Annotated in this window: 17 protein-coding genes; 11 read left to right on the top strand and 6 right to left on the bottom strand. The window is 73.1% G+C overall.

Annotated elements, in window-relative coordinates; translation table 11 throughout:
- Nucleotides 1-181: 181 nt before the first annotated feature.
- The 6 genes from IE108_RS29920 to IE108_RS29945 all read right to left on the bottom strand — a co-directional run bounded on the left by IE108_RS29920 (nt 182) and on the right by IE108_RS29945 (nt 6,304).
- The gene (locus tag IE108_RS29920; protein WP_064727254.1) at nt 182-1,171 is read right to left on the bottom strand and encodes a zinc-dependent alcohol dehydrogenase family protein; all 990 of its coding nucleotides are present in this window, start codon (nt 1,169-1,171) and stop codon (nt 182-184) included.
- Nucleotides 1,168-2,043 carry a carbohydrate ABC transporter permease gene (locus IE108_RS29925; protein WP_064727253.1) on the bottom strand — a complete coding sequence of 292 codons (876 nt, stop codon included), beginning with the start codon at nt 2,041-2,043 and terminating at the stop codon, nt 1,168-1,170. Before IE108_RS29925 ends, IE108_RS29920 begins: the two co-directional genes overlap by 4 nt.
- Entirely contained in the window at nt 2,040-2,984 is a 945-nt protein-coding gene (locus tag IE108_RS29930; protein WP_064727252.1) for a carbohydrate ABC transporter permease, read from the bottom strand. The genes IE108_RS29925 and IE108_RS29930 overlap by 4 nt, the downstream gene beginning before the upstream one ends.
- Complete coding sequence (locus IE108_RS29935) at nt 2,981-4,351, bottom strand: ABC transporter substrate-binding protein (RefSeq protein ID WP_064727251.1); 1,371 nt, start codon at nt 4,349-4,351, stop codon at nt 2,981-2,983. Before IE108_RS29935 ends, IE108_RS29930 begins: the two co-directional genes overlap by 4 nt.
- Nucleotides 4,352-4,428: 77 nt before the next feature.
- Nucleotides 4,429-5,199, bottom strand: coding sequence for a DeoR/GlpR family DNA-binding transcription regulator (locus IE108_RS29940; protein WP_064727250.1), 771 nt, complete (start codon nt 5,197-5,199; stop codon nt 4,429-4,431).
- 295 nt (nt 5,200-5,494) lie between these two features.
- Nucleotides 5,495-6,304: an NAD-dependent epimerase/dehydratase family protein gene (locus IE108_RS29945; protein WP_064727249.1), complete on the bottom strand. Its 810-nt coding sequence runs from the start codon at nt 6,302-6,304 to the stop codon at nt 5,495-5,497.
- A gap of 213 nt (nt 6,305-6,517) precedes the next feature.
- Here IE108_RS29945 and IE108_RS29950 point away from each other — a divergent pair, with 213 nt between their 5' ends.
- From IE108_RS29950 to IE108_RS30000, 11 genes are all read left to right on the top strand, one after another.
- On the top strand, nt 6,518-7,480 hold the full coding sequence (locus IE108_RS29950) for a 5-dehydro-4-deoxyglucarate dehydratase (RefSeq protein ID WP_064727248.1): 963 nt from the start codon (nt 6,518-6,520) through the stop codon (nt 7,478-7,480).
- Complete coding sequence (locus tag IE108_RS29955; RefSeq protein WP_064727247.1) at nt 7,477-8,646, top strand: hypothetical protein; 1,170 nt, start codon at nt 7,477-7,479, stop codon at nt 8,644-8,646. Before IE108_RS29950 ends, IE108_RS29955 begins: the two co-directional genes overlap by 4 nt.
- A gap of 194 nt (nt 8,647-8,840) precedes the next feature.
- Complete coding sequence (locus IE108_RS29960; protein WP_064727246.1) at nt 8,841-9,476, top strand: TIGR03086 family metal-binding protein; 636 nt, start codon at nt 8,841-8,843, stop codon at nt 9,474-9,476.
- 193 nt (nt 9,477-9,669) lie between these two features.
- Nucleotides 9,670-10,338, top strand: a complete 669-nt coding sequence (locus IE108_RS29965) for a GntR family transcriptional regulator (RefSeq protein ID WP_064727245.1) — start codon at nt 9,670-9,672, stop codon at nt 10,336-10,338.
- On the top strand, nt 10,335-11,243 hold the full coding sequence (locus IE108_RS29970) for a dihydrodipicolinate synthase family protein (RefSeq protein ID WP_064727244.1): 909 nt from the start codon (nt 10,335-10,337) through the stop codon (nt 11,241-11,243). Before IE108_RS29965 ends, IE108_RS29970 begins: the two co-directional genes overlap by 4 nt.
- Nucleotides 11,240-12,979 (top strand): L-arabinonate dehydratase, encoded by a 1,740-nt coding sequence (araD, locus tag IE108_RS29975; RefSeq protein ID WP_064727243.1) that lies wholly within the window; start codon nt 11,240-11,242, stop codon nt 12,977-12,979. Before IE108_RS29970 ends, araD begins: the two co-directional genes overlap by 4 nt.
- A 118-nt stretch (nt 12,980-13,097) precedes the next feature.
- Entirely contained in the window at nt 13,098-14,033 is a 936-nt protein-coding gene (locus tag IE108_RS29980; protein ID WP_064727242.1) for a carbohydrate ABC transporter permease, read from the top strand.
- Nucleotides 14,030-14,929 (top strand): carbohydrate ABC transporter permease, encoded by a 900-nt coding sequence (locus IE108_RS29985; protein ID WP_064727241.1) that lies wholly within the window; start codon nt 14,030-14,032, stop codon nt 14,927-14,929. The genes IE108_RS29980 and IE108_RS29985 overlap by 4 nt, the downstream gene beginning before the upstream one ends.
- Nucleotides 14,926-16,083: a Gfo/Idh/MocA family protein gene (locus IE108_RS29990; RefSeq protein WP_064727240.1), complete on the top strand. Its 1,158-nt coding sequence runs from the start codon at nt 14,926-14,928 to the stop codon at nt 16,081-16,083. Before IE108_RS29985 ends, IE108_RS29990 begins: the two co-directional genes overlap by 4 nt.
- Nucleotides 16,080-16,925 (top strand): DUF6807 domain-containing protein, encoded by an 846-nt coding sequence (locus IE108_RS29995; protein ID WP_064727239.1) that lies wholly within the window; start codon nt 16,080-16,082, stop codon nt 16,923-16,925. The genes IE108_RS29990 and IE108_RS29995 overlap by 4 nt, the downstream gene beginning before the upstream one ends.
- Nucleotides 16,922-18,451 (top strand): glycoside hydrolase family 43 protein, encoded by a 1,530-nt coding sequence (locus IE108_RS30000; protein WP_064727238.1) that lies wholly within the window; start codon nt 16,922-16,924, stop codon nt 18,449-18,451. The genes IE108_RS29995 and IE108_RS30000 overlap by 4 nt, the downstream gene beginning before the upstream one ends.
- Nucleotides 18,452-18,466: the final 15 nt, after the last annotated feature.

Raw genomic sequence — 18,466 nt, forward strand, 5'->3', positions numbered from 1 at the left:
GCCGTGGGGTCTGGGCGGGCGGGGATCGTACGGTGGGGCGGCCGGACGGTGGTCTGGGGCGGCCGGCCCAGGAGGTTCGCCCCCGCCGCCCCTTCCCTTCCCGTCCCTGGGGGCTGCGCCCCCAGACCCCCTGTCGGCCTTCGGCCTCGTCCTCAAGCGCCGGACGGGCTGGAGGGATTGCCTACGGCACCACCACGATCTTCCGCCCCACCCCCGCCGCGAACTGCTCCAGCGCCTGCGGGTAGCGGTCCAGTTCGATGCGGTCGCTGATGAAGACGTCCGGGTCCAGGACGCCGTTCGCGAACAGCTCGGCGGCGCGTTCGTAGCTGTGCAGGACGGCCATCGAGCCGGTGATGGTGATCTCCTGGTTGTAGACGCGGTACGGGTCGATCTGCACGCGGGTCGCGTAGTCGGCGACGCCGAACTGGAGGAACGTGCCCGCCTTGGCGACCCGGTCGAGGCCGTCCTGGATCGCCGCCGCGTTGCCCGTGGCGTCGATGACGAGGTCCCAGCCCTGGGGGCGGTCCAGCTCGTCGGGGGTCGCGGCCGACCCCGTGACGCCGAGGCCGCGGGCCGTCTCCAGGCGGGCCGGGTTGAGGTCGACCATGTCCACGCTGGCCGCGCCGGTCCGCTTGGCCAGCTCCAGCATCATCAGGCCCATCGTGCCGGAGCCGTAGATCAGGACGTGGGCGCCGAGGCGGGACTGGAGGACGTCGTAGCCGCGGACGGCGCAGGACAGCGGCTCGATCAGGGCCGCGTCCTGGGTGCGGACGTGCTCGGGGAGTTTCACGCAGTTCGCCACGGGGGCCACCGCGTACTGCGCCGCGCCGCCCGCCGTCGTGACACCGATGGCCGCCCAGCGTTCGCAGAGGTTGTTGTGGCCGTTGCGGCAGTAGCGGCACTCGAAGCAGTACAGGGAGGGGTCGACCGCCACCTGGTCGCCGACGGACACCTCCGTGACCTGGGCGCCCACGCCGACCACCTCGCCGGCGAACTCGTGGCCCGGCACGATGGGGAGCTTGGGCGCGAACTCGCCCTGCAGGATGTGCAGGTCGGTGCCGCACAGGCCGCAGGCGGCGACCTCGACGACGACGTCCCGGGGACCCGGCGTCGGGTCCGGGACCTCGGTGACGACGGCGCGGCCCACGGACTCGATGACGGCGGCCTTCATTTCACGGCTCCCAACGACAGGCCCTGGACCAGCTTGTCCTGGGCGGCGAACCCCGCGGCGAGCACCGGCAGGGAGATGACGAGCGACGCGGCGCACACCTTGGCCAGGAAGAGGCCCTGGCTGGTGATGAAGCCGGTCAGGAAGACGGGGGCGGTCTCGGCGACCACGCCCGTCAGCACCCGGGCGAAGAGCAGTTCGTTCCAGCTGAAGATGAAGCAGATCAGGGAGGTGGCGGCGATGCCCGGCAGGGCGATCGGGGCGACCACGCGGACCAGGATCGTGGGCAGCTTCGCGCCGTCCACCCGGGCCGCCTCGATGATCGCGACCGGGACCTCGGCGAGGAAGGACTGCATCATCCAGACCGCGATCGGCAGGTTCATCGACGTGTAGAGGATGACCAGCAGCCAGATGTTGTCCAGCATGTCGGTGTTCTTGGCGAACAGGTAGATCGGCAGCAGGCCCGCCACCACCGGCAGCATCTTGGTCGACAGGAAGAAGAACAGGACGTCCGTCCACTTCTTCACCGGCCGGATGGACAGGGCGTAGGCCGCGGGCAGCGCCAGGACCAGGACGAAGAGGGTCGAGGCGACGGACGCGACCGCCGAGTTGATCAGCGCCGGCCAGGGGCTGGCGCCGCCGCCCGCGCCGAAGAACTCGCGGTAGCCGTCGAGGGTGAGCGAGGCGGCGAAGGACGGCGGGTTGGTGGCCGCGTCCGCCTCGGAGTGGAAGGAGGTCAGCGCCATCCACGCGATGGGCAGGAAGAAGACGATGCCGGCCAGCCAGGCCACCAGGCCCAGTCCGGCGCCGGCCTTGCGGCGGGTCCGTCCCGGCTTGGCGGTGGTGGTGGCGGGTCGTACGGCGGTGGCACTCATGCGCGGCCGGCCTCCTCGCGGAACAGGGACGACACCACGCGCAGAGCGAAGGTCGCGATGATGATCGAGCCGATGACGACCAGGACGCCGGCCGCCGAGGCGAGGCCGTTCTCGTGGGCCTGGTAGAAGCTCTGGTAGACGGTGTAGGGCAGGTTGGCCGTGCCCAGGCCGCCGGAGGTGATGGTGAAGACCGCGTCGAAGTTCTGGACGATGTAGATCGAGCCGAGCAGGGCGCCCAGCTCCAGGTAGCGGCGCAGATGGGGAAGGGTGAGGTGGACGAAGATCTGCCAGTCGCCCGCGCCGTCCACCCGGGCGGCCTCGATCTGCTGCTGGTCCCGGCTCTGCAGGCCGGCCAGCAGGATCAGCATCATGAAGGGCGTCCACTGCCAGATCAGTGACAACTCGACGGCGAGCAGCGGGGTGTTGGAGATCCAGTCCGGCTGGGGTCCGCCCACGTAGTGCAGCAGCCCGTTGAGCAGTCCGTACTCGGGGTTGTAGAGGACGTGCTTCCAGAGCAGTGCCGCCGCCACCGGGACCACCAGGAACGGCGCGATCAGCAGGGTGCGGACCACGCCCCGGCCCTTGAACCGCCGGTCGAGCAGCAGGGCGAGGGCCAGGCCGAGGACGAGGCTGGCCAGGACCACCGCCACGGTCAGCAGGATCGTCGTCCACACCGACTTGCGCAGGTCCGGGTCGCCGAGGACGTCGCCGTAGTTGGCGAAGCCGGTGAAGTGCCGGGCGTCCGGATAGAGGGAGTTCCAGTCGAAGAAGGAGATCACCAGCGTGGCCACGAAGGGCAGCTGGGTGACCGCGATCATGAAGATCAGGGCGGGGAGGAGGGGGGCGCGGGTGGCCCAGGCGCGCAGCCGGGAGGACGGCGGGCGGACGGTGGGGCGGGTCTGGTCGGGTGCGGCCGAGGGGGCCGTGGTCGTGGCGGTCATCGTCCCTCGTACTCCTCGGAGATCTTCTCGGCGAGCTGCTGGGACTTCTTCAGGGCCTCGTCCACGGACTGGCGTCCGGCGACGGCCGCGCTGATCTCCTGGGAGACCTTGGTGCCGAGGTCGGTGAACTCGGGGATGCCGACGAACTGGATGCCGGGCGCGGGCCGCGGCTGCACGCCGGGGTCCTTCGGCTTCGCGCCCTCGATGGCCTCCTTGGTCATCTCCTGGAAGGCGGCGGCCTCCTTCACGTACGCAGGGTTCTCGTACGTCGAGGCGCGCTTGCCGGCCGGGACGTTGGACCAGCCGATCTCCTCGCCGACGAGCTGCTCGTACTCCTTGCTGGACGCCCAGGAGACGAACTTCCAGGCCTTGTCGGCGTTGCGGGAGGCCTTCTGGATGCCCCAGGCCCAGGTGTAGAGCCAGCCGGAGGTGCCGGTCTTCTCGACGGGGGCCGGCGCGTACCCGACCTTGCCCTTGACCGGCGACTTCGCCGCGTCCAGGGACCCGGCCGCGGAGGTGGCGTCGTACCACATGGCGACCTTGCCCTGCGTCATGTTGTTGAGGCACTCGGCGAAGCCGGACTGGGCGGCGCCCGACTGGCCGTGCTCGCGGACGAGGTCGACGTAGAACTTCGTCGCCTTCTCCCACTCGGGCGAGTCGAGGCGGGCCTGCCAGTCCTTGTCGAACCAGGTGCCGCCGAAGGTGTTCACGACCGTCGTCAGGGGTGCCATCAGCTCGCCCCAGCCGGGCAGTCCGCGCAGGCAGATGCCCTTCATGCCGGGTTCGGCACCGTCGAGCCGCGCGGCGAGGTCGGCGACCTCGGTCCAGGTGGGCCGCTCGGGCATCTCCAGGCCCTCCCGGGCGAAGACGTCCTTGCGGTACATCAGGAAGGACGACTCGCCGTAGAAGGGCTGGCCGTAGAGCTTGCCGTCGTCGCCGGTGAGGGACTCGCGCATCGGGCCGAGGACGTCCTTCTCGTCGTACGCCGGGTCCTCGGCGACGTAGGGGTCCATCGGCTGAAGCCACTCGTTGCGGGCGTAGATCGGTATCTCGTAGTTGGAGAGGGTGGCGGCGTCGTACTGGCCGGCCTGGTTGGCGAAGTCCTGGCTGATCTTGTCGCGGACGTCGTTCTCCGGCAGCACGGTGAAGTTCACCTTGATGCCGGTCTCCTTCGTGAAGTGGGCGGCGGTGAGCTTCTGCAACTCGACCATCTGCGGGTTGTTGACCATCAGGACGTTGATGGCGTTGCCGCCGGATCCGGCGCCGCCCGCCCCGACCCAGCAGCCGGTGAGCAGCGGGGCGAGCAGCGTCCCTGCGGCGGCCATGGCGAGCGTGGCTCGCGGCCTCCGTCGGCTCTGGGTTCGCATGGATCGCTCCTGAACATATGGGGAGGTATGGGGCATTGAGGGGTATGGGTGTGCCGTGCGGGGAGGGGGTCGTGGCGTCAGACGCGGATGACCTGTGGTCCGAGCAGGGAGTAGCGGTGGGCCTCGGCGGTGGGCAGCAGCGTGCTGGTGACGATCGCCTCCAGGGCGCCGACCTCCGCGAAACGGCAGAAGCTCACCGCCCCGAACTTGGTGTGCGCGCCCGCGAACACGGTGCGGCGGGCGGCCCGGATGGCCTGCGCCTTGACCTCGCTGACCGCGGGGTCGGGCGTGGTGAGGCCGTGCTCGCGGGAGATGCCGTTGGCGCCGATGTACGCCAGGTCGACGACGAAGCCGGCCAGCATCTTCGTCGTCCAGTGGTCGACGGTGGCGAGGGTGCCCGGGCGGACCCGGCCGCCCAGCAGCAGGACCGAGGTCCCCTCCGCCTCGGCGAGGGCGCCGGCCACCGGCAGGGACGCGGTGACGACGGTCAGCGGCCGGTCCCGGGGCAGCGCCTCGGCGATGAGCTGGGGGGTGAAGCCCTCGTCGACGAAGACGGTCTCCGCGTCGCCCAGCAACTCGGCGGCGGCGGAGGCGATCCGGCGCTTCTCGGGCACATGGCTGGTGGCGCGGAAGGCGAGGGTGGTCTCGAACCCGGCGCTCTCCACCGGGTAGGCACCGCCGTGCGTGCGGCGGACCAGGCCGTGGTCCTCCAGCGCGCGCAGGTCCCGGCGCACGGTCTCCTTGGCGACGCCCAGTTCGGCGGCGAGCGCGGTGACGTCGACCGAGCCGGTGGCGCGGGCGGCCCGCACGATCTCGCGCTGGCGTTCTTCCGCCGTCCTCGTGCCCATGCCGAACACCTGCCTCACCGCCTCGTCGCCGTGCCGCTGCCCGTTCGGGCCCGTGTGGGAAGTTCTACAGCGGTCGGGCGGCACTGACCAGGCCTGTTGCGGACCCGATACTGCCCGGGTGGGCCCGTTTCCGGCGTCGGCTGCCCGTCTCGGACCTGGGGCGCAGCGCGCCGAGGGGTGAGAACGGGCAGCGCGGATGCCCGCATACGGAAGCGGACGGGCCCGTTCGGTGCCCGTCCGCCTCGTTTGGGGTTCGCTTGGCGTTCTCCCGGGTTCCCCCGGGGTCGTGATCCGGTCAGTACGGCCAGATCGGGGGGTCGGTCACGAAGGGGCCGCCCAGGTACGCGTGGGCGGGGTTGCCCGGCTCCAGCGGGCCCTGCTCGGCGAGGAGTTTCCCGGCGTACGGCTCGGAGTCGTCCCGCGGCTCGTAGCCGAGCGCCCGCGCGGAGCCGAGGTCCCACCACAGGCGGGTGTTGGACGAGGAGCCGTGGACGACGGTGTGTCCGACGTCCTCGGCGGTGAGGGCGGCGTGGAAGAGCCGGGCGCCGTCGGCCGGGCTCATCCACACCGAGAGCATGCGCACGCTGGTGGGCGCGGGGAAGCAGGAGCCGATCCGGACGGAGACGGTCTCGATGCCGTGCTTGTCCCAGTAGAGCTGGGCCAGGTCCTCGCCGAAGCACTTGGACAGGCCGTAGAAGGTGTCCGGGCGGCGCGGCGTCTCCACCGGGATGAGGGGGTCGTCGCCCACCGGCCGCGGCGTGTAGCCGACGGCGTGGTTGGAGGAGGCGAAGACGACGCGGCGGACGCCTGCCTCGCGGGCCGCCTCGTACAGGTTGTACGTGCCCTCGATGTTCGCCTTGAGGATCTTCTCGAAGGGGGCTTCCAGGGAGATGCCCGCGAGGTGGAGGATCGCGTCGATCCCGCGGACCGCCTCGCGCAGCGCGTCCCGGTCCGCGAGGTCGGCGACGATCGCGTCCGGCTCGCCCTCGACGGGGCGCAGGTCGAGCAGGCGCAGTTCATGGCCGTGGGCGGGGAGGAGGTCCCGCATCAGGGTGCCGAGGCCGCCGGCGGCGCCGGTGAGCAGGACGGTGCGGGAAGCGGGCATCCTCGGGACTCCTAGGTCTGCTGCCGGGTCTCTGCCGGTCGGCGGCGGGGCAGCCGTGCGCGTGGCTGCCTGTTGTTCATATGCGTGGACACGCTAGGGAATGGGTGAGGGTGCGTCAAGGGGATGCCTGCTTGACGGTGTGCGTGCGGCGGCCTAGCGTGGTAGCGTTCAGAAATGTAGACGTGAATCATGCATATGGAATGGGGAGCGCTCGTGACCTCAGCCCCTCTCGCCGAACGGATCACCGCCCCCAGTGGGCCGCTGTTCTTCCCCGTCACCGCGTTCGGCCCCGACGGCGGCCTCGACCTCGACGCCTACCGCACCCATGTGCGCGCGGGCGTCGACGCCGGTGCCGCCGCCGTCTTCGCCTGCTGCGGCACCGGCGAGTTCCACGCCCTCACGCCCGAGGAGTTCGAGACCTGCGTCCGCGCGGCGGTCGAGGAGACGGCGGGACGGGTGCCGGTGGTCGCGGCCGCGGGCTACGGCACGGCCCTCGCGGTGCGCCACGCCCGCGCCGCCGAGGCGGCCGGCGCCGACGGGCTGCTCGCCATGCCGCCCTACCTGGTGGTCGCCGGCCAGGAGGGACTCGTGCGGCACTACCGGGAGGTGGCCGCCGCTAGCTCCCTGCCCGTGATCGTCTACCAACGCGACAACGCCGTCTTCACCCCCGAGAGCGTCGTCGAACTGGCCCGCACGGACGGGATCGTGGGCCTCAAGGACGGACTCGGCGACCTCGACCTCCTCCAGCGTGTCATCAGCGCCGTGCGCACCGCGCTGCCGGACGACGGGTTCCTGTACTTCAACGGCCTGCCGACCGCCGAGCAGACCCAGCTCGCCTACCGCGCGCTCGGCGTCACCCTGTACTCCTCCGCCGCCTTCTGCTTCGCGCCCGAGATCGCCCTCGCCTTCCACCGGGCGCTGCGCACCGGCGACGACGCCCTCGCGCACCGTCTGCTCGACGGCTTCTACCGGCCCTTCGTCGAACTGCGGGCCCAGGGCCGCGGATACGCCGTCGCCCTGGTCAAGGCGGGCGTGCGGCTGCGCGGCCTGGACGTGGGCGAGGTGCGCACCCCGTTGCAGGAGCCGGCCGAGGATCACGTGAAGCAGCTCGCCGGGATCATCGAGCGGGGCTACGCGCTGCTCGACGCGGAGCCCTTCGGGGAGGCGGGCCGGTGAAGGCGTCGGCGTTCCTCTACCCGTGGGACGTCACCGGCGACCCCGCCGCGCCCGGTCTCGTGGCCGGCCTCGGCGTGTCCCGGGTGACGCTGGCCTCCGCCTACCACTCGACCCGCGCGCTCACCCCGCGCCACCCGCGCCACCGCGTCGTCACCGTCGAGCACGCCGCCGTGCTGTACCCGCCGGACGCCGCCCGCTGGGAGGGCCGCGAGCCGCGCCCCGCCGAGGCCGGCGACTGGGCGCCGGGCGACGCCTGGGGCGAGGCCGCGGAAGCGCTCGCGCGGGCGGGCCTGGAGGTGAGTACGTGGGTCGTCCTCGCCCACAACTCCCTGCTCGGCGCCCGGCTGCCGCACACGTCGGTCGTCAACGCCTACGGCGACCGCTACCCCTGGGCGCCCTGCATCGCGCAGCCCGCCACGCGCGCGTACCTCACCGACCTGGCGGCCGAGGCGGCGGTGCGGCCCGGCGCGCGGGGCACCGAACTGGAGTCCCTCGGCTGGTACGGGCTCGCCCACCTGCACGCCCACGACAAGACGGGCGGGGTCGCCCTCGGGGACGCCGGGCAGTACCTGATGTCGCTGTGCTTCTGCCCGGACTGCCGGGCCGGATACGGCGGCCGGGGGCTGGACGCCGACGAACTGGCCGCCGCCGTGCGGGCCGCGCTGGAGCCGGTGTGGCAGGGGACGGCGCCCTCGGACGGGGGCTGGCCGGGGGTCGGGAAGCTGCTGGGCGAGGAGACGGCGAACGCCACGCGCGTGTGGCGGGACGACACCGCGCGCACGCTCCAGGAGGCGGCGGTCGCGGCCGTGCGCGCCGCCGCGCCCGCCGGCTTCGAGGTCCTGCTCCACGCCGACCCCGTGTCCTACCACTGCGGCGCCAACGCGGGCGTCGACCCCGCGCACATCCTGTCCGTCGCGGACGGCGTGGTCGTGCCCTGCACGGGCGGCGCCGGCCTGCTGACGCCCTTCGCGGAGCAGGCCCGCCCGGACACCGTCCTCGCCGCCAACCTCACCGTGGTCTCCGGCATGGGCGGCAGCCCGCACACCCTCGCCGCGGACGCGTCCCGCGCCGCCGCCCTGGGCGCGACGGAACTGCGCCTGTACCACGCGGGGCTGGCCTCGGACACCGACCTGGCCGCGGTGCGGGAGGCGCTCGGCGGGGGGTGAGCGGGGCGGCGCGGGAGGTGTTCACCCGCCGGTGGGCGGCGCGGCGCGGTGCCGTGCGGTGCCGCGCGGCGGGGTTCCCGCGGCGGCCCGGGTGCGGTCACGGCTGCGGGGTGTCATTCCGGCGCCGATGAGTTCCGGGCCCGCGATCGGTCTACCTCCCTGGAGAGCCGGCCCCCGTTCCCGAGGAGCACCCGATGACCGACGACACCGCACCCCGCGACACCGCGACCCAGGACACCGCGACCTTCGACCTCGGCCCGCAGACCCGCGTCCTCGCGCGCCTCGCCGAGGGCGTCGGCGACGCGCGGCTGGCCGACCCGACGCCGTGTCCCGACCTCGCCGTGCGCCACCTGCTCGGGCACCTCACCGGCCTCGCCGTGGCCTTCCGCGACGCCGCGCGCAAGGACCTCGGCGCCACCACCGACACCGCCCCCGAGTCCGCCGTGCCGGACGTCGGACCCGCCTGGCGCGAGGAGCTGACCGCCGCCCTCGGGGAGCTCGCGGAGGCATGGCGCGACCCCGGCGCCTGGACCGGCATGACCCGGGCCGGCGGCATCGACCTGCCCGGCGAGGTCGCGGGGGCCGTCGTCGCGGACGAGCTGGTGATCCACGGCTGGGACCTCGCCCGCGCGACCGGCCAGGACTACGAACCCGACCCGGCCGCCCTCCAGGCGGCGTACGGCCTGCTCAGCGCCGCCGCCGAGGAGTCCGAGCGGGACGAGGGCATGTTCGGGCCGGTCGTCGACGTACCCGCCGGCGCGCCGCTGCTGGAGCGCGCCGTGGGCCTGAGCGGACGCGACCCCGGCTGGACGCGCCCCGCCCGCCCGTAGCGGTGCTGCGGCGCGGCCGCGCCGTCCCGATCCGAACTTTCCTCTGTCAGAAGCATTGACGCGACCCTGCGCCCCTCTTACCTTCAACGCGTCGTACTCCGTACGTCATATATGAGACGCGATACGCGAGATCGGATGTCCGAGCCGGACGTCCGGCGTCCGCGCATCCGACGCGAGACTCCGAGAGGCGCGCATGACCTCTGTGCCCACGCCGATCCCCTCCCGCACGCAGTACGTGCTGGAGGAGATCAAACGCCGCATCCTCACCGGCCGCCTGACGCCGGGCCAGGCCCTGGTCGAGACCGACCTCGCCGCACAGTTCGGGGTGTCCAAGACACCGGTGCGCGAGGCGCTCAAGACGCTGGCCGGGACCGGACTGGTCGTGATGAGCCAGTACAAGGGCGTCACGGTGCGCATGGTCGACGCGGACATGGCGCGCGAGGTCTACGACGTGCGGCTGCTCCTGGAGCCCGAGGCCCTGCGGCGCGCCGTGCGCCGCGGCGCCTCCCTGGACGCCGCCCGCTCCGCGCTGACCCGGGCGGACGAGGCCACCGACACCGCCGAACGGTCGCTGGCCAACCGGGAGTTCCACCGCGCCCTCTACGTGCCCTGCGGCAATCCGCTGCTCGGCCGGATGCTCGACGAGGTCCGCGACCAGGCGGCCCTCGTCTCCGCCGTCGCCTGGGCGGCCGACCCCTCCTGGCGGCGGGAGGCCGACGAGCACCAGGAGATCCTGCGCCTCGCCCTCGCCGGCGACGCGGACGGCGCCGCCCGCGCCCTGCACTCCCACATCGCGTCCTTCGTCCAGCGCGCCTTCCCCGAAGCGGGGACGCCGGGCGAGGAGGAGGGCGGCCGGGCATGACGGCGACGTTCGAGACCCAGCGGGCCGCGCTGGCCGACGTGGTGGCGATCCCGGTGACCCCGTTCGCCGAGGACGGCGCCGTCGACCCCACCGCGTACCGCGCCCTGCTGCGCCGCCTGCTGGACGGCGGCATCACCACCCTCACGCCCAACGGCAACACCGGCGAGTTCTACGCCCTCTCCCCGGCCGAGCGGCGTCTCGTCACCGAGCTGACGGTCGAGGAGGCCGGCGACCGCGCCGCGATCCTGGTGGGGGTCGGCCACGACCTGCCGACCGCCGTCGCCTCCGCGCGCCACGCCGAGGACCTGGGCGCGTCGATGGTGATGGTCCACCAGCCCGTCCACCCCTACGTCTCCCAGGGCGGCTGGGTCGACTACCACCGCGCCATCGCCGAGGCCGTGCCCGGACTCGGCGTCGTGCCCTACATCCGCAACGCGCAGCTCACCGGCGCCCGCCTCGCCGAACTCGCCGACGCCTGCCCCAACGTCCTCGGCGTGAAGTACGCCGTGCCGGACGCCGCCCGGTTCGCCGCCTTCGCCCGCGACGCCGGCCTCGAACGCTTCGTGTGGATCGCGGGCCTGGCCGAGCCGTACGCGCCCTCGTACTTCAGCGCGGGCGCCACCGGCTTCACCTCAGGATTGGTGAACGTCGCCCCGGCCGTCTCGCTGAACATGATCGAGGCGCTCCGGTCCGGCGACTACCCGGCCGCCATGAAGGTCTGGGAGCAGATCCGCCGCTTCGAGGAACTGCGCGCCGCCAACGGCTCCGCCAACAACGTCACCGTGGTCAAGGAGGCGCTCGCCGCCCTCGGCCTGTGCCGGCGGGAGGTCCGCCCGCCGAGCAAGCCCCTGCCCGAGAGCGAGCGCGCCGAGGTCGCCGCCATCGCCGCCGGATGGTCCATATGACAGCCGGGAAGTCCCCCGAGCAGCTGCGCAGTCACCAGTGGTACGGCGGCGGCGTCTCCTCGGGCCTGCGCTCCTTCAGCCACCGCGCCCGCACCCGGCAGCTCGGCTACCTGCCCGAGGAGCACCTCGGCAAGCCCGTCATCGCGATCCTCAACACCTGGTCCGACATCAACCCCTGCCACGTCCACCTGCGCGACCGCGCCCAGGCGGTCAAGCGGGGCGTCTGGCAGGCGGGCGGCTTCCCGCTGGAGTTCCCGGTCTCCACGCTCAGCGAGACCTTCCAGAAGCCGACCCCGATGCTCTACCGCAACCTCCTCGCCATGGAGACCGAGGAACTGCTGCGCTCCTACCCGGTCGACGGCGCCGTGCTGATGGGCGGCTGCGACAAGTCCACCCCCGCCCTGCTGATGGGCGCCGCCAGCGTCGACCTCCCGGCGGTGTTCGTCCCCGCCGGGCCGATGCTCCCCGGGCACTGGCGCGGCGAGACCCTCGGCTCCGGCACCGACATGTGGAAGTACTGGGACGACATGCGGGCCGGACTCATCGGCGACTGCGAGATGCACGAACTGGAGAGCGGCCTGGCCCGCTCGCCGGGCCACTGCATGACGATGGGCACGGCGTCCACGCTCACCGCCGCCGCCGAGGCCCTCGGCGTCACGGTCCCCGGCGCCTCCAGCATCCCGGCCGTCGACTCCGGCCACGACCGGATGGCCGCCGCGGCCGGCCTGCGCATCGTGGAACTGGTCCACCGGGACCGGAAACTGAGCGACATCCTCACCGCCGACGCCTTCGAGGACGCGGTCACCACGGTCCTCGGCCTCGGCGGCTCCACCAACGCCGTCATCCACCTGATCGCCATGGCGGGCCGCGCGGGCGTCACCCTCACGCTCGACGACTTCGACCGCATCGCCCGCACGGTGCCGGTCCTCGCGAATGTGCGGCCCGGCGGGCAGACGTACCTGATGGAGGACTTCCACTTCGCCGGCGGTCTGCCCGGCTTCCTCTCCCGCATCCCCGACCTCCTCCACCTGGACCGGCCCACCGTCGCGCACGACACGCTGCGGGAACAGCTGGCGGGCGCCCTCGTCCACGACGACGACGTCATCCGGCCCCGGGACAACCCCGTCGCGGCCGAGGGCGGGGTGGCCGTCCTGCGCGGCAACCTCTGCCCGGACGGCGCGGTCATCAAGCACATCGCCGCCGAGCCGCACCTGCTCAAGCACACCGGGCGCGCCGTCGTCTTCGACGACTACCGGACCATGCAGCGCACCATCGACGACCCGGACCTGAACATCACCGCCGACAGCGTGCTGGTGCTGCGCGGCTCCGGGCCCAGGGGCGGCCCCGGCATGCCCGAGTACGGGATGCTGCCCATCCCCGACCACCTGCTCAGGCAGGGCGTGCGCGACATGGTCCGGATCTCCGACGCCCGGATGAGCGGCACGAGTTACGGCGCCTGCGTGCTGCACGTCGCCCCCGAGTCGCACGTCGGCGGACCGCTGGCGCTGGTACGCACCGGCGACTCCATCACCCTCGACGTCGAGGCGCGCTCGCTGCGGCTCGACGTGGACGACGACGAGCTGGCCCGGCGCCGGGCGGCGTGGACGCCGCCGCCCGCCCGCGCGGAGCGCGGCTACGGCGCGCTCTACGACGCGCAGATCACCCAGGCCGACACCGGCTGCGACTTCGAGTTCCTGGCCCGCCCGGGCAGGGTCCAGGACCCGTACGCCGGCTGACACCGCCCGACGCCCCGCCCCGCACAACCGCCCCGCGAAGGACCCGCGCACCTCCCTGCACGTGGAGAAAGCGCTTCCTGCACGACCCGCGTACGACGTACCAGAACGGAGAACTGTCATGGCCCAAGCCGCAGCCGTGGCGAAACAGCCCGCGCCGCGACGGCGGCGGCGCGCCTCCGCCACCCCGCGCAGGCTCCCCTACCTGCTGATCGGGCCGGCCGTCCTGCTGATGCTGGGCTTCATCGCGTACCCGGTCATCAGCGTCTTCTACTACAGCCTCCAGCACTACAACCCCACCAAGCCGTGGCGCGACGGCTTCGCCGGCCTCGACAACTTCGTCCGGATCTTCACCGAGGACCCGGTGTTCTGGGACACCCTCGTCTTCAGCGCCAAGTGGGTCTTCGTGGAGGTCGGGCTGCAACTGCTCTTCGGCCTGGCGCTGGCGCTCATCGTCAACCAGACCTTCGTCGGCCGGGGCGTGGGGCGCGCCCTGGTCTTCTCCCCGTGGGCCGTCTCCGGCGTGCTGACCTCCGCGATCTGGGTGCTGCTCTACAACTCCCAGACCGGCATCACCCGTTACCTCGCCGACATGGGCATCGGCTCCTACGGCACCAGCTGGCTCTCGGACACCTCCACCGTCTTCTCCGCGGCGGTCGTCGCCGATCTGTGGCGCGGCGTCCCCTTCTTCGCGATCCTCATCCTCGCCGACCTCCAGTCCGTCTCCAAGGACCTGTACGAGGCCGCCGAGGTCGACGGCGCGAGCCGCCTCAAGCAGTTCTGGCACATCACGCTGCCGCACCTGAAGGACGCCATCATCCTGTCCACCCTGCTGCGCGCGGTGTGGGAGTTCAACAACGTGGACCTGCTCTACACCCTGACCGGCGGCGGCCCCGCGGGCGTCACCACGACCCTGCCGCTGTACATCGCCAACACCAGCGTCGACGCCCACGACTTCGGCTACGCGTCGGCCCTCACCACCGTCGCGTTCGTGATCCTGCTCTTCTGCTCGATCGTCTACCTGCGGCTGAGCAAGTTCGGAGGCGAGAACAAGTGATCACCAAGGAGGCCACCGCGCCCGCCCCCGCGCCCGCGCCGGCCCACCGCGAACCCCCGCGGAAGGCCGACAGGCGCCGCCCCGCCTGGGACGAGGTCCCCCGCTGGCAGATCTACCTCCCGCTCGGCGTCTACCTGGTCTTCACCCTGGTCCCGTTCTACTGGATCCTGCTCTTCGCGCTGCGCCCGGCGGGCTCGACCTCGCTGGTGCCCTGGCCGATGACGTTCGACCACTTCGAGAAGGTGTGGACCGACCGCAGCTTCGGCACCTTCTTCCAGAACAGCGTCTACGTCGGTGTCGCCACCCTGCTGGCGACCACCCTCGTCGCCCTGGCCGGCGGCTACGCCCTCGCCCGGTTCGACTTCAGGGCCAAGCGGGTCTTCATGCTCGGCCTGCTGTGCTCGCAGTTCGTGCCCGGCGCGCTGCTGCTCGTGCCGCTGTTCGAGATCTTCGCCGAACTCCGGATGATCAACTCGCTGGGCAGCGTCATCATCGCCGAGACGGTCTTCCAGCTGCCGCTGTCGATCATCCTGATCAGCAACTTCATCAAGAACGTGCCGTACTCCCTGGAGGAGGCGGCCTGGGTCGACGGCTGCGGCCGGTTCCGGGCCTTCCGGATCGTCGTGCTGCCGCTGCTGCGACCGGGGCTGATCGCCGTGGGTTCCTTCGCCTTCGTGCACTCCTGGAACCACTTCCTGTTCGCCCTGATGTTCCTCAACAACCAGTCCAAGCAGACCATCCCGGTCGGTCTCAACTCCCTGATGAGCGCCGACAGCGTCGACCTCGGCGCGCTCGCGGCGGGCGGCATCATCGCCGCGGTCCCCGTCGTGATCGTCTTCGCCTTCATCCAGAAGTGGCTGATCACCGGCTTCAGCGCGGGGGCGGTGAAGGGATGAGCGCGCTTCCCGTCGTCCTCGCCGGCGCCCGCGGGCACGGCCGCTGGCACGTCGCCAACATCCGGCGCCTGGAGCGGGCCGGACTGGTCCGGCTGGCCGGGATCTGCGAACTGACGCCGCTGACCGAGCAGGAGGCCGGCGGTGAACTCCCCGAGCAGTCCGCCGACTTCGGTGCCCTGCTGGACTCCACCGGCGCCCGGGTCGCGGTGGTCTGCACGCCGATCCCCACCCACACCGACCTCGCGCTGACCGCCGCCCGGCGGGGTGTGCACCTGCTCCTGGAGAAGCCCCCGGCGCCGTCCTACGCCGAGTTCCGCCGGATGGCCGACGGGGTCGCCGCGACCGGCGTGGCCTGCCAGGTCGGGTTCCAGTCACTCGGCTCGCACGCGGTGCCGGCGATCCGGGAACTGGTGGCCGAGGGGGCGATCGGCGAGATCGCGGGCGTCGGCGGCGCCGGGGCCTGGGTGCGCGACGAGGCCTACTTCCGCCGGGCGCCCTGGGCGGGCCGGCGGCGGCTGGACGGCGCCGACGTCGTCGACGGGGCGCTGACCAACCCGCTGGCCCACGCCGTCGCCACCGCCCTCGCGCTCGGCGGCACCACCCGCGCCGAGGACGTCACGGGCATCGAGACCGAGCTGAGCCACGCCAACGACATCGAGGCCGACGACACCTCCTGCGTGCGCATCGCCACCGCGCGCGGGCACCGCGTCACCGTCGCCGCCACCCTGTGCGCGCAGCGGGCCGCCGAGCCGTACGTCCTGCTGCACGGCGGCAGCGGCCGCATCACCTTCTGGTACAAGCAGGACCGCATCCTGCTCCAGCGCGGCGGCCACGGCCCCGAGGAGTACCAGTACGGCCGCACCGACCTGCTGGAGAACCTGGTCGACCACCTCACCAGCGGCGCCGCCCTGCTGGTGCCGCCGGAGGAGACCGGTGCCTTCATGCGGGTCGTGGAGGCGATCCGCACGGCTCCCGACCCGGACCCGCTGCCCGCCGCCGCCTGGCACCGCGTCCCCGGCGAGAGCCGCCGCGTGGTCCCCGGCGTCGACGGACTCGTGGCGGCCGCCGCCGACACCCTCAGCCTCTACTCCGAGCTGGGCGCGCCCTGGGCGCCGCGCACCGAGCACGCGCTGAACGGGGCGGGTGCCCGGTGACCGGCGACGACACCCCGGTGCTGCGCGTGGCGGGCCGCCCCGTCGCCCGGTACGTCACCCGGCCCGAGCTGCCGTCGCGGCTCTCCCCACGCCCCTGTCTGCACCCCGTCACGACCCTGGCCGGCACCCCTGTCACCGAGTTCCGCCCCGCCGACCACCTCCATCACCTCGGCGTCGGTGTCGCCGTTCCCGACGTCGAGGGGCACAACTTCTGGGGCGGCCGCACCTACGTCCGCGACCGCGGCCCGACCGAGCTGGACAACCACGGCGCGCAGCGGCACACCGCCTTCCGGCACAGCGGCCCCGAGGGCTTCGAGGAGGAACTGCGCTGGGTCGCCCGGGGAGCGGAGCTGCTGCGCGAACGCCGCACCGTCGCCGCCACCGAACTCACCGCCACCGCCTGGGCCCTGGACTTCACCTTCTCCCTCACCAACGCCACCAGGGCCCCGCTCACCTTCGGCAGCCCCGCCACCAACGGGCGCCCCGGCGCTGCCTACGGCGGCTTCTTCTGGCGGGCCCGCAAGGAGGACGCGGCCCCGCGGGTCCTGACCGCCGACCGGGAGGGCGAGCCGGAGGTCCACGGCCACCGGGCCGACTGGCTGGCGCTGAGCGGCGACACCTGGACGCTGGTCTTCGCGGGCGCCACCGAACGCACCCGGCGCGACCCGTGGTTCGTGCGCACCCGCGAGTACCCCGGAGTGGGCTCGTCGCTCGCCCACGACGACCGGGTGGCCCTCGCCCCGGGGGACACCCTGGTCCGCCGGATCGTCACCGTGGTCGCCGACGGCCGCCTCGACGGCGACGGCGCCGCGGCCCTCGCACGGAAGGCGGTCGGCCGGTGACCCCCGAGAGCGCGCGGACCTACACCAACCCCGTGCTGAACGCCGACTGGTCCGACCCCGACGTCGTGCGGGTGGGCGACGACTTCTACCTGACCGCCTCCAGCTTCGGCCGCGCCCCGGGGCTTCCCCTGCTGCACTCCCGGGACCTGGTCAACTGGACGCTGGTCGGGCACGCGCTGGACCGTCTGGAGCCGGCTCACGCCTTCGCGGCGCCACGGCCCGACGGCGGTGTCTGGGCGCCCTCCCTGCGGCACCACGCCGACCGCTTCTGGATCTTCTGGGGCGACCCGGACCAAGGCGTCTTCCAGGTCAACGCCCCCGAGATCCGCGGGCCGTGGACCGCGCCCCGCCTGGTGAAGGCGGGCAAGGGGCTCATCGACCCGTGCCCCCTGTGGGACGAGGAGACGGGCGAGGCGTACCTCGTGCACGCCTGGGCCAGGTCCCGCTCCGGGATCAAGAACCGTCTCACCGGCCACCGCATGCACCCCGACGGTACGGAGGTCCTGGACGAGGGCCGCGTGATCGTCGACGGCGACGGCATCCCCGGCTGGTTCACCCTGGAGGGACCCAAGCTCTACCGGCACGACGGCTGGTACTGGATCCTGGCGCCCGCGGGGTCGGTCGGGACCGGCTGGCAGGGCGCCTTCCGCTCCCGCGCCTTCTTCGGGCCGTACGAGGAGCGGGTCCTCCTCGAACAGGGGGACACCGGCGTCAACGGCCCCCACCAGGGCGGCTGGGTGCGCACGGGGTCCGGCGAGGACTGGTTCCTGCACTTCCAGCAGCGCGGCGCGTACGGGCGCGTGGTGCACCTGCAGCCCATGGCGTGGGGTGCGGACGGCTGGCCGGTGCTGGGCGACGACGGCACCCCGGTCGCCGAGCACCTCCGGCCCGCCCTTCCGCCGCAGCCGCCCGCCGAACCGGCCACTTGCGACGACTTCCCCGGGGGCCGCCACGGCCGCCAGTGGTCGTGGGCCGCCGACCCCCGCGACGGCTGGGCCACCCAGCACTCGGGGGACGGGCTGCGGCTCGCCTGCGTCCGCTCCGAGGACGCCCACGATCTGCGCCGCCTGCCCAGCGTGCTCACCCAGCGGCTGCCCGGCGAACCCCGGGTGGTCGAGGTGGAGCTGCGGCTGGACAGCGAGGAGCCGGGCGCACGCGCCGGACTCGCCGTCCTCGGCGACGCGTACCGCTGGATCGGGCTCCAGCGGGACGCGGACGGGACGGCGCACCTGGTGCACCGGTTCGCCGAGCCGGGCGCGGCGGCCGAGCGGGACGCCGACACGCCCCGCCCCGCCCCCCAGGGACGCGCGCTCCTGCGCGTCGAGACGGTCGCCGGAGCCCGCTGTCGCTTCTCCTGCGACCTGGGCGACGGCCCGCGCCCCACCGGCCGGGACTTCGCGGCCACCCCCTGGGGCTGGGTCGGCGCCCTGCTCGGCCTGTTCGCCCTGGCGCCGGCCGGCCGGGGCCACGCCGGTTCCGCCACCTTCACCCGGTTCCGCGTCGGCCCGCGCCGGACCGCCGCCTGAACCACCCGATGCACG

This window comes from Streptomyces parvulus (genome assembly GCF_014648855.1).
In the GTDB taxonomy this organism is placed as follows: domain Bacteria; phylum Actinomycetota; class Actinomycetes; order Streptomycetales; family Streptomycetaceae; genus Streptomyces; species Streptomyces parvulus.

Bases quoted from the DNA above. Each gene is read 5' to 3' on its own strand.
- IE108_RS29920 (WP_064727254.1), bottom strand. From the start codon at position 1,171: ATGAAGGCCGCCGTCATCGAGTCCGTGGGCCGCGCCGTCGTCACCGAG.
- IE108_RS29925 (WP_064727253.1), bottom strand. From the start codon at position 2,043: ATGAGTGCCACCGCCGTACGACCCGCCACCACCACCGCCAAGCCGGGA.
- IE108_RS29930 (WP_064727252.1), bottom strand. From the start codon at position 2,984: ATGACCGCCACGACCACGGCCCCCTCGGCCGCACCCGACCAGACCCGC.
- IE108_RS29935 (WP_064727251.1), bottom strand. From the start codon at position 4,351: ATGCGAACCCAGAGCCGACGGAGGCCGCGAGCCACGCTCGCCATGGCC.
- IE108_RS29940 (WP_064727250.1), bottom strand. From the start codon at position 5,199: ATGGGCACGAGGACGGCGGAAGAACGCCAGCGCGAGATCGTGCGGGCC.
- IE108_RS29945 (WP_064727249.1), bottom strand. From the start codon at position 6,304: ATGCCCGCTTCCCGCACCGTCCTGCTCACCGGCGCCGCCGGCGGCCTC.
- IE108_RS29960 (WP_064727246.1), top strand. From the start codon at position 8,841: ATGACCGACGACACCGCACCCCGCGACACCGCGACCCAGGACACCGCG.
- IE108_RS29965 (WP_064727245.1), top strand. From the start codon at position 9,670: ATGACCTCTGTGCCCACGCCGATCCCCTCCCGCACGCAGTACGTGCTG.
- IE108_RS29970 (WP_064727244.1), top strand. From the start codon at position 10,335: ATGACGGCGACGTTCGAGACCCAGCGGGCCGCGCTGGCCGACGTGGTG.
- araD (WP_064727243.1), top strand. From the start codon at position 11,240: ATGACAGCCGGGAAGTCCCCCGAGCAGCTGCGCAGTCACCAGTGGTAC.
- IE108_RS29980 (WP_064727242.1), top strand. From the start codon at position 13,098: ATGGCCCAAGCCGCAGCCGTGGCGAAACAGCCCGCGCCGCGACGGCGG.
- IE108_RS29990 (WP_064727240.1), top strand. From the start codon at position 14,926: ATGAGCGCGCTTCCCGTCGTCCTCGCCGGCGCCCGCGGGCACGGCCGC.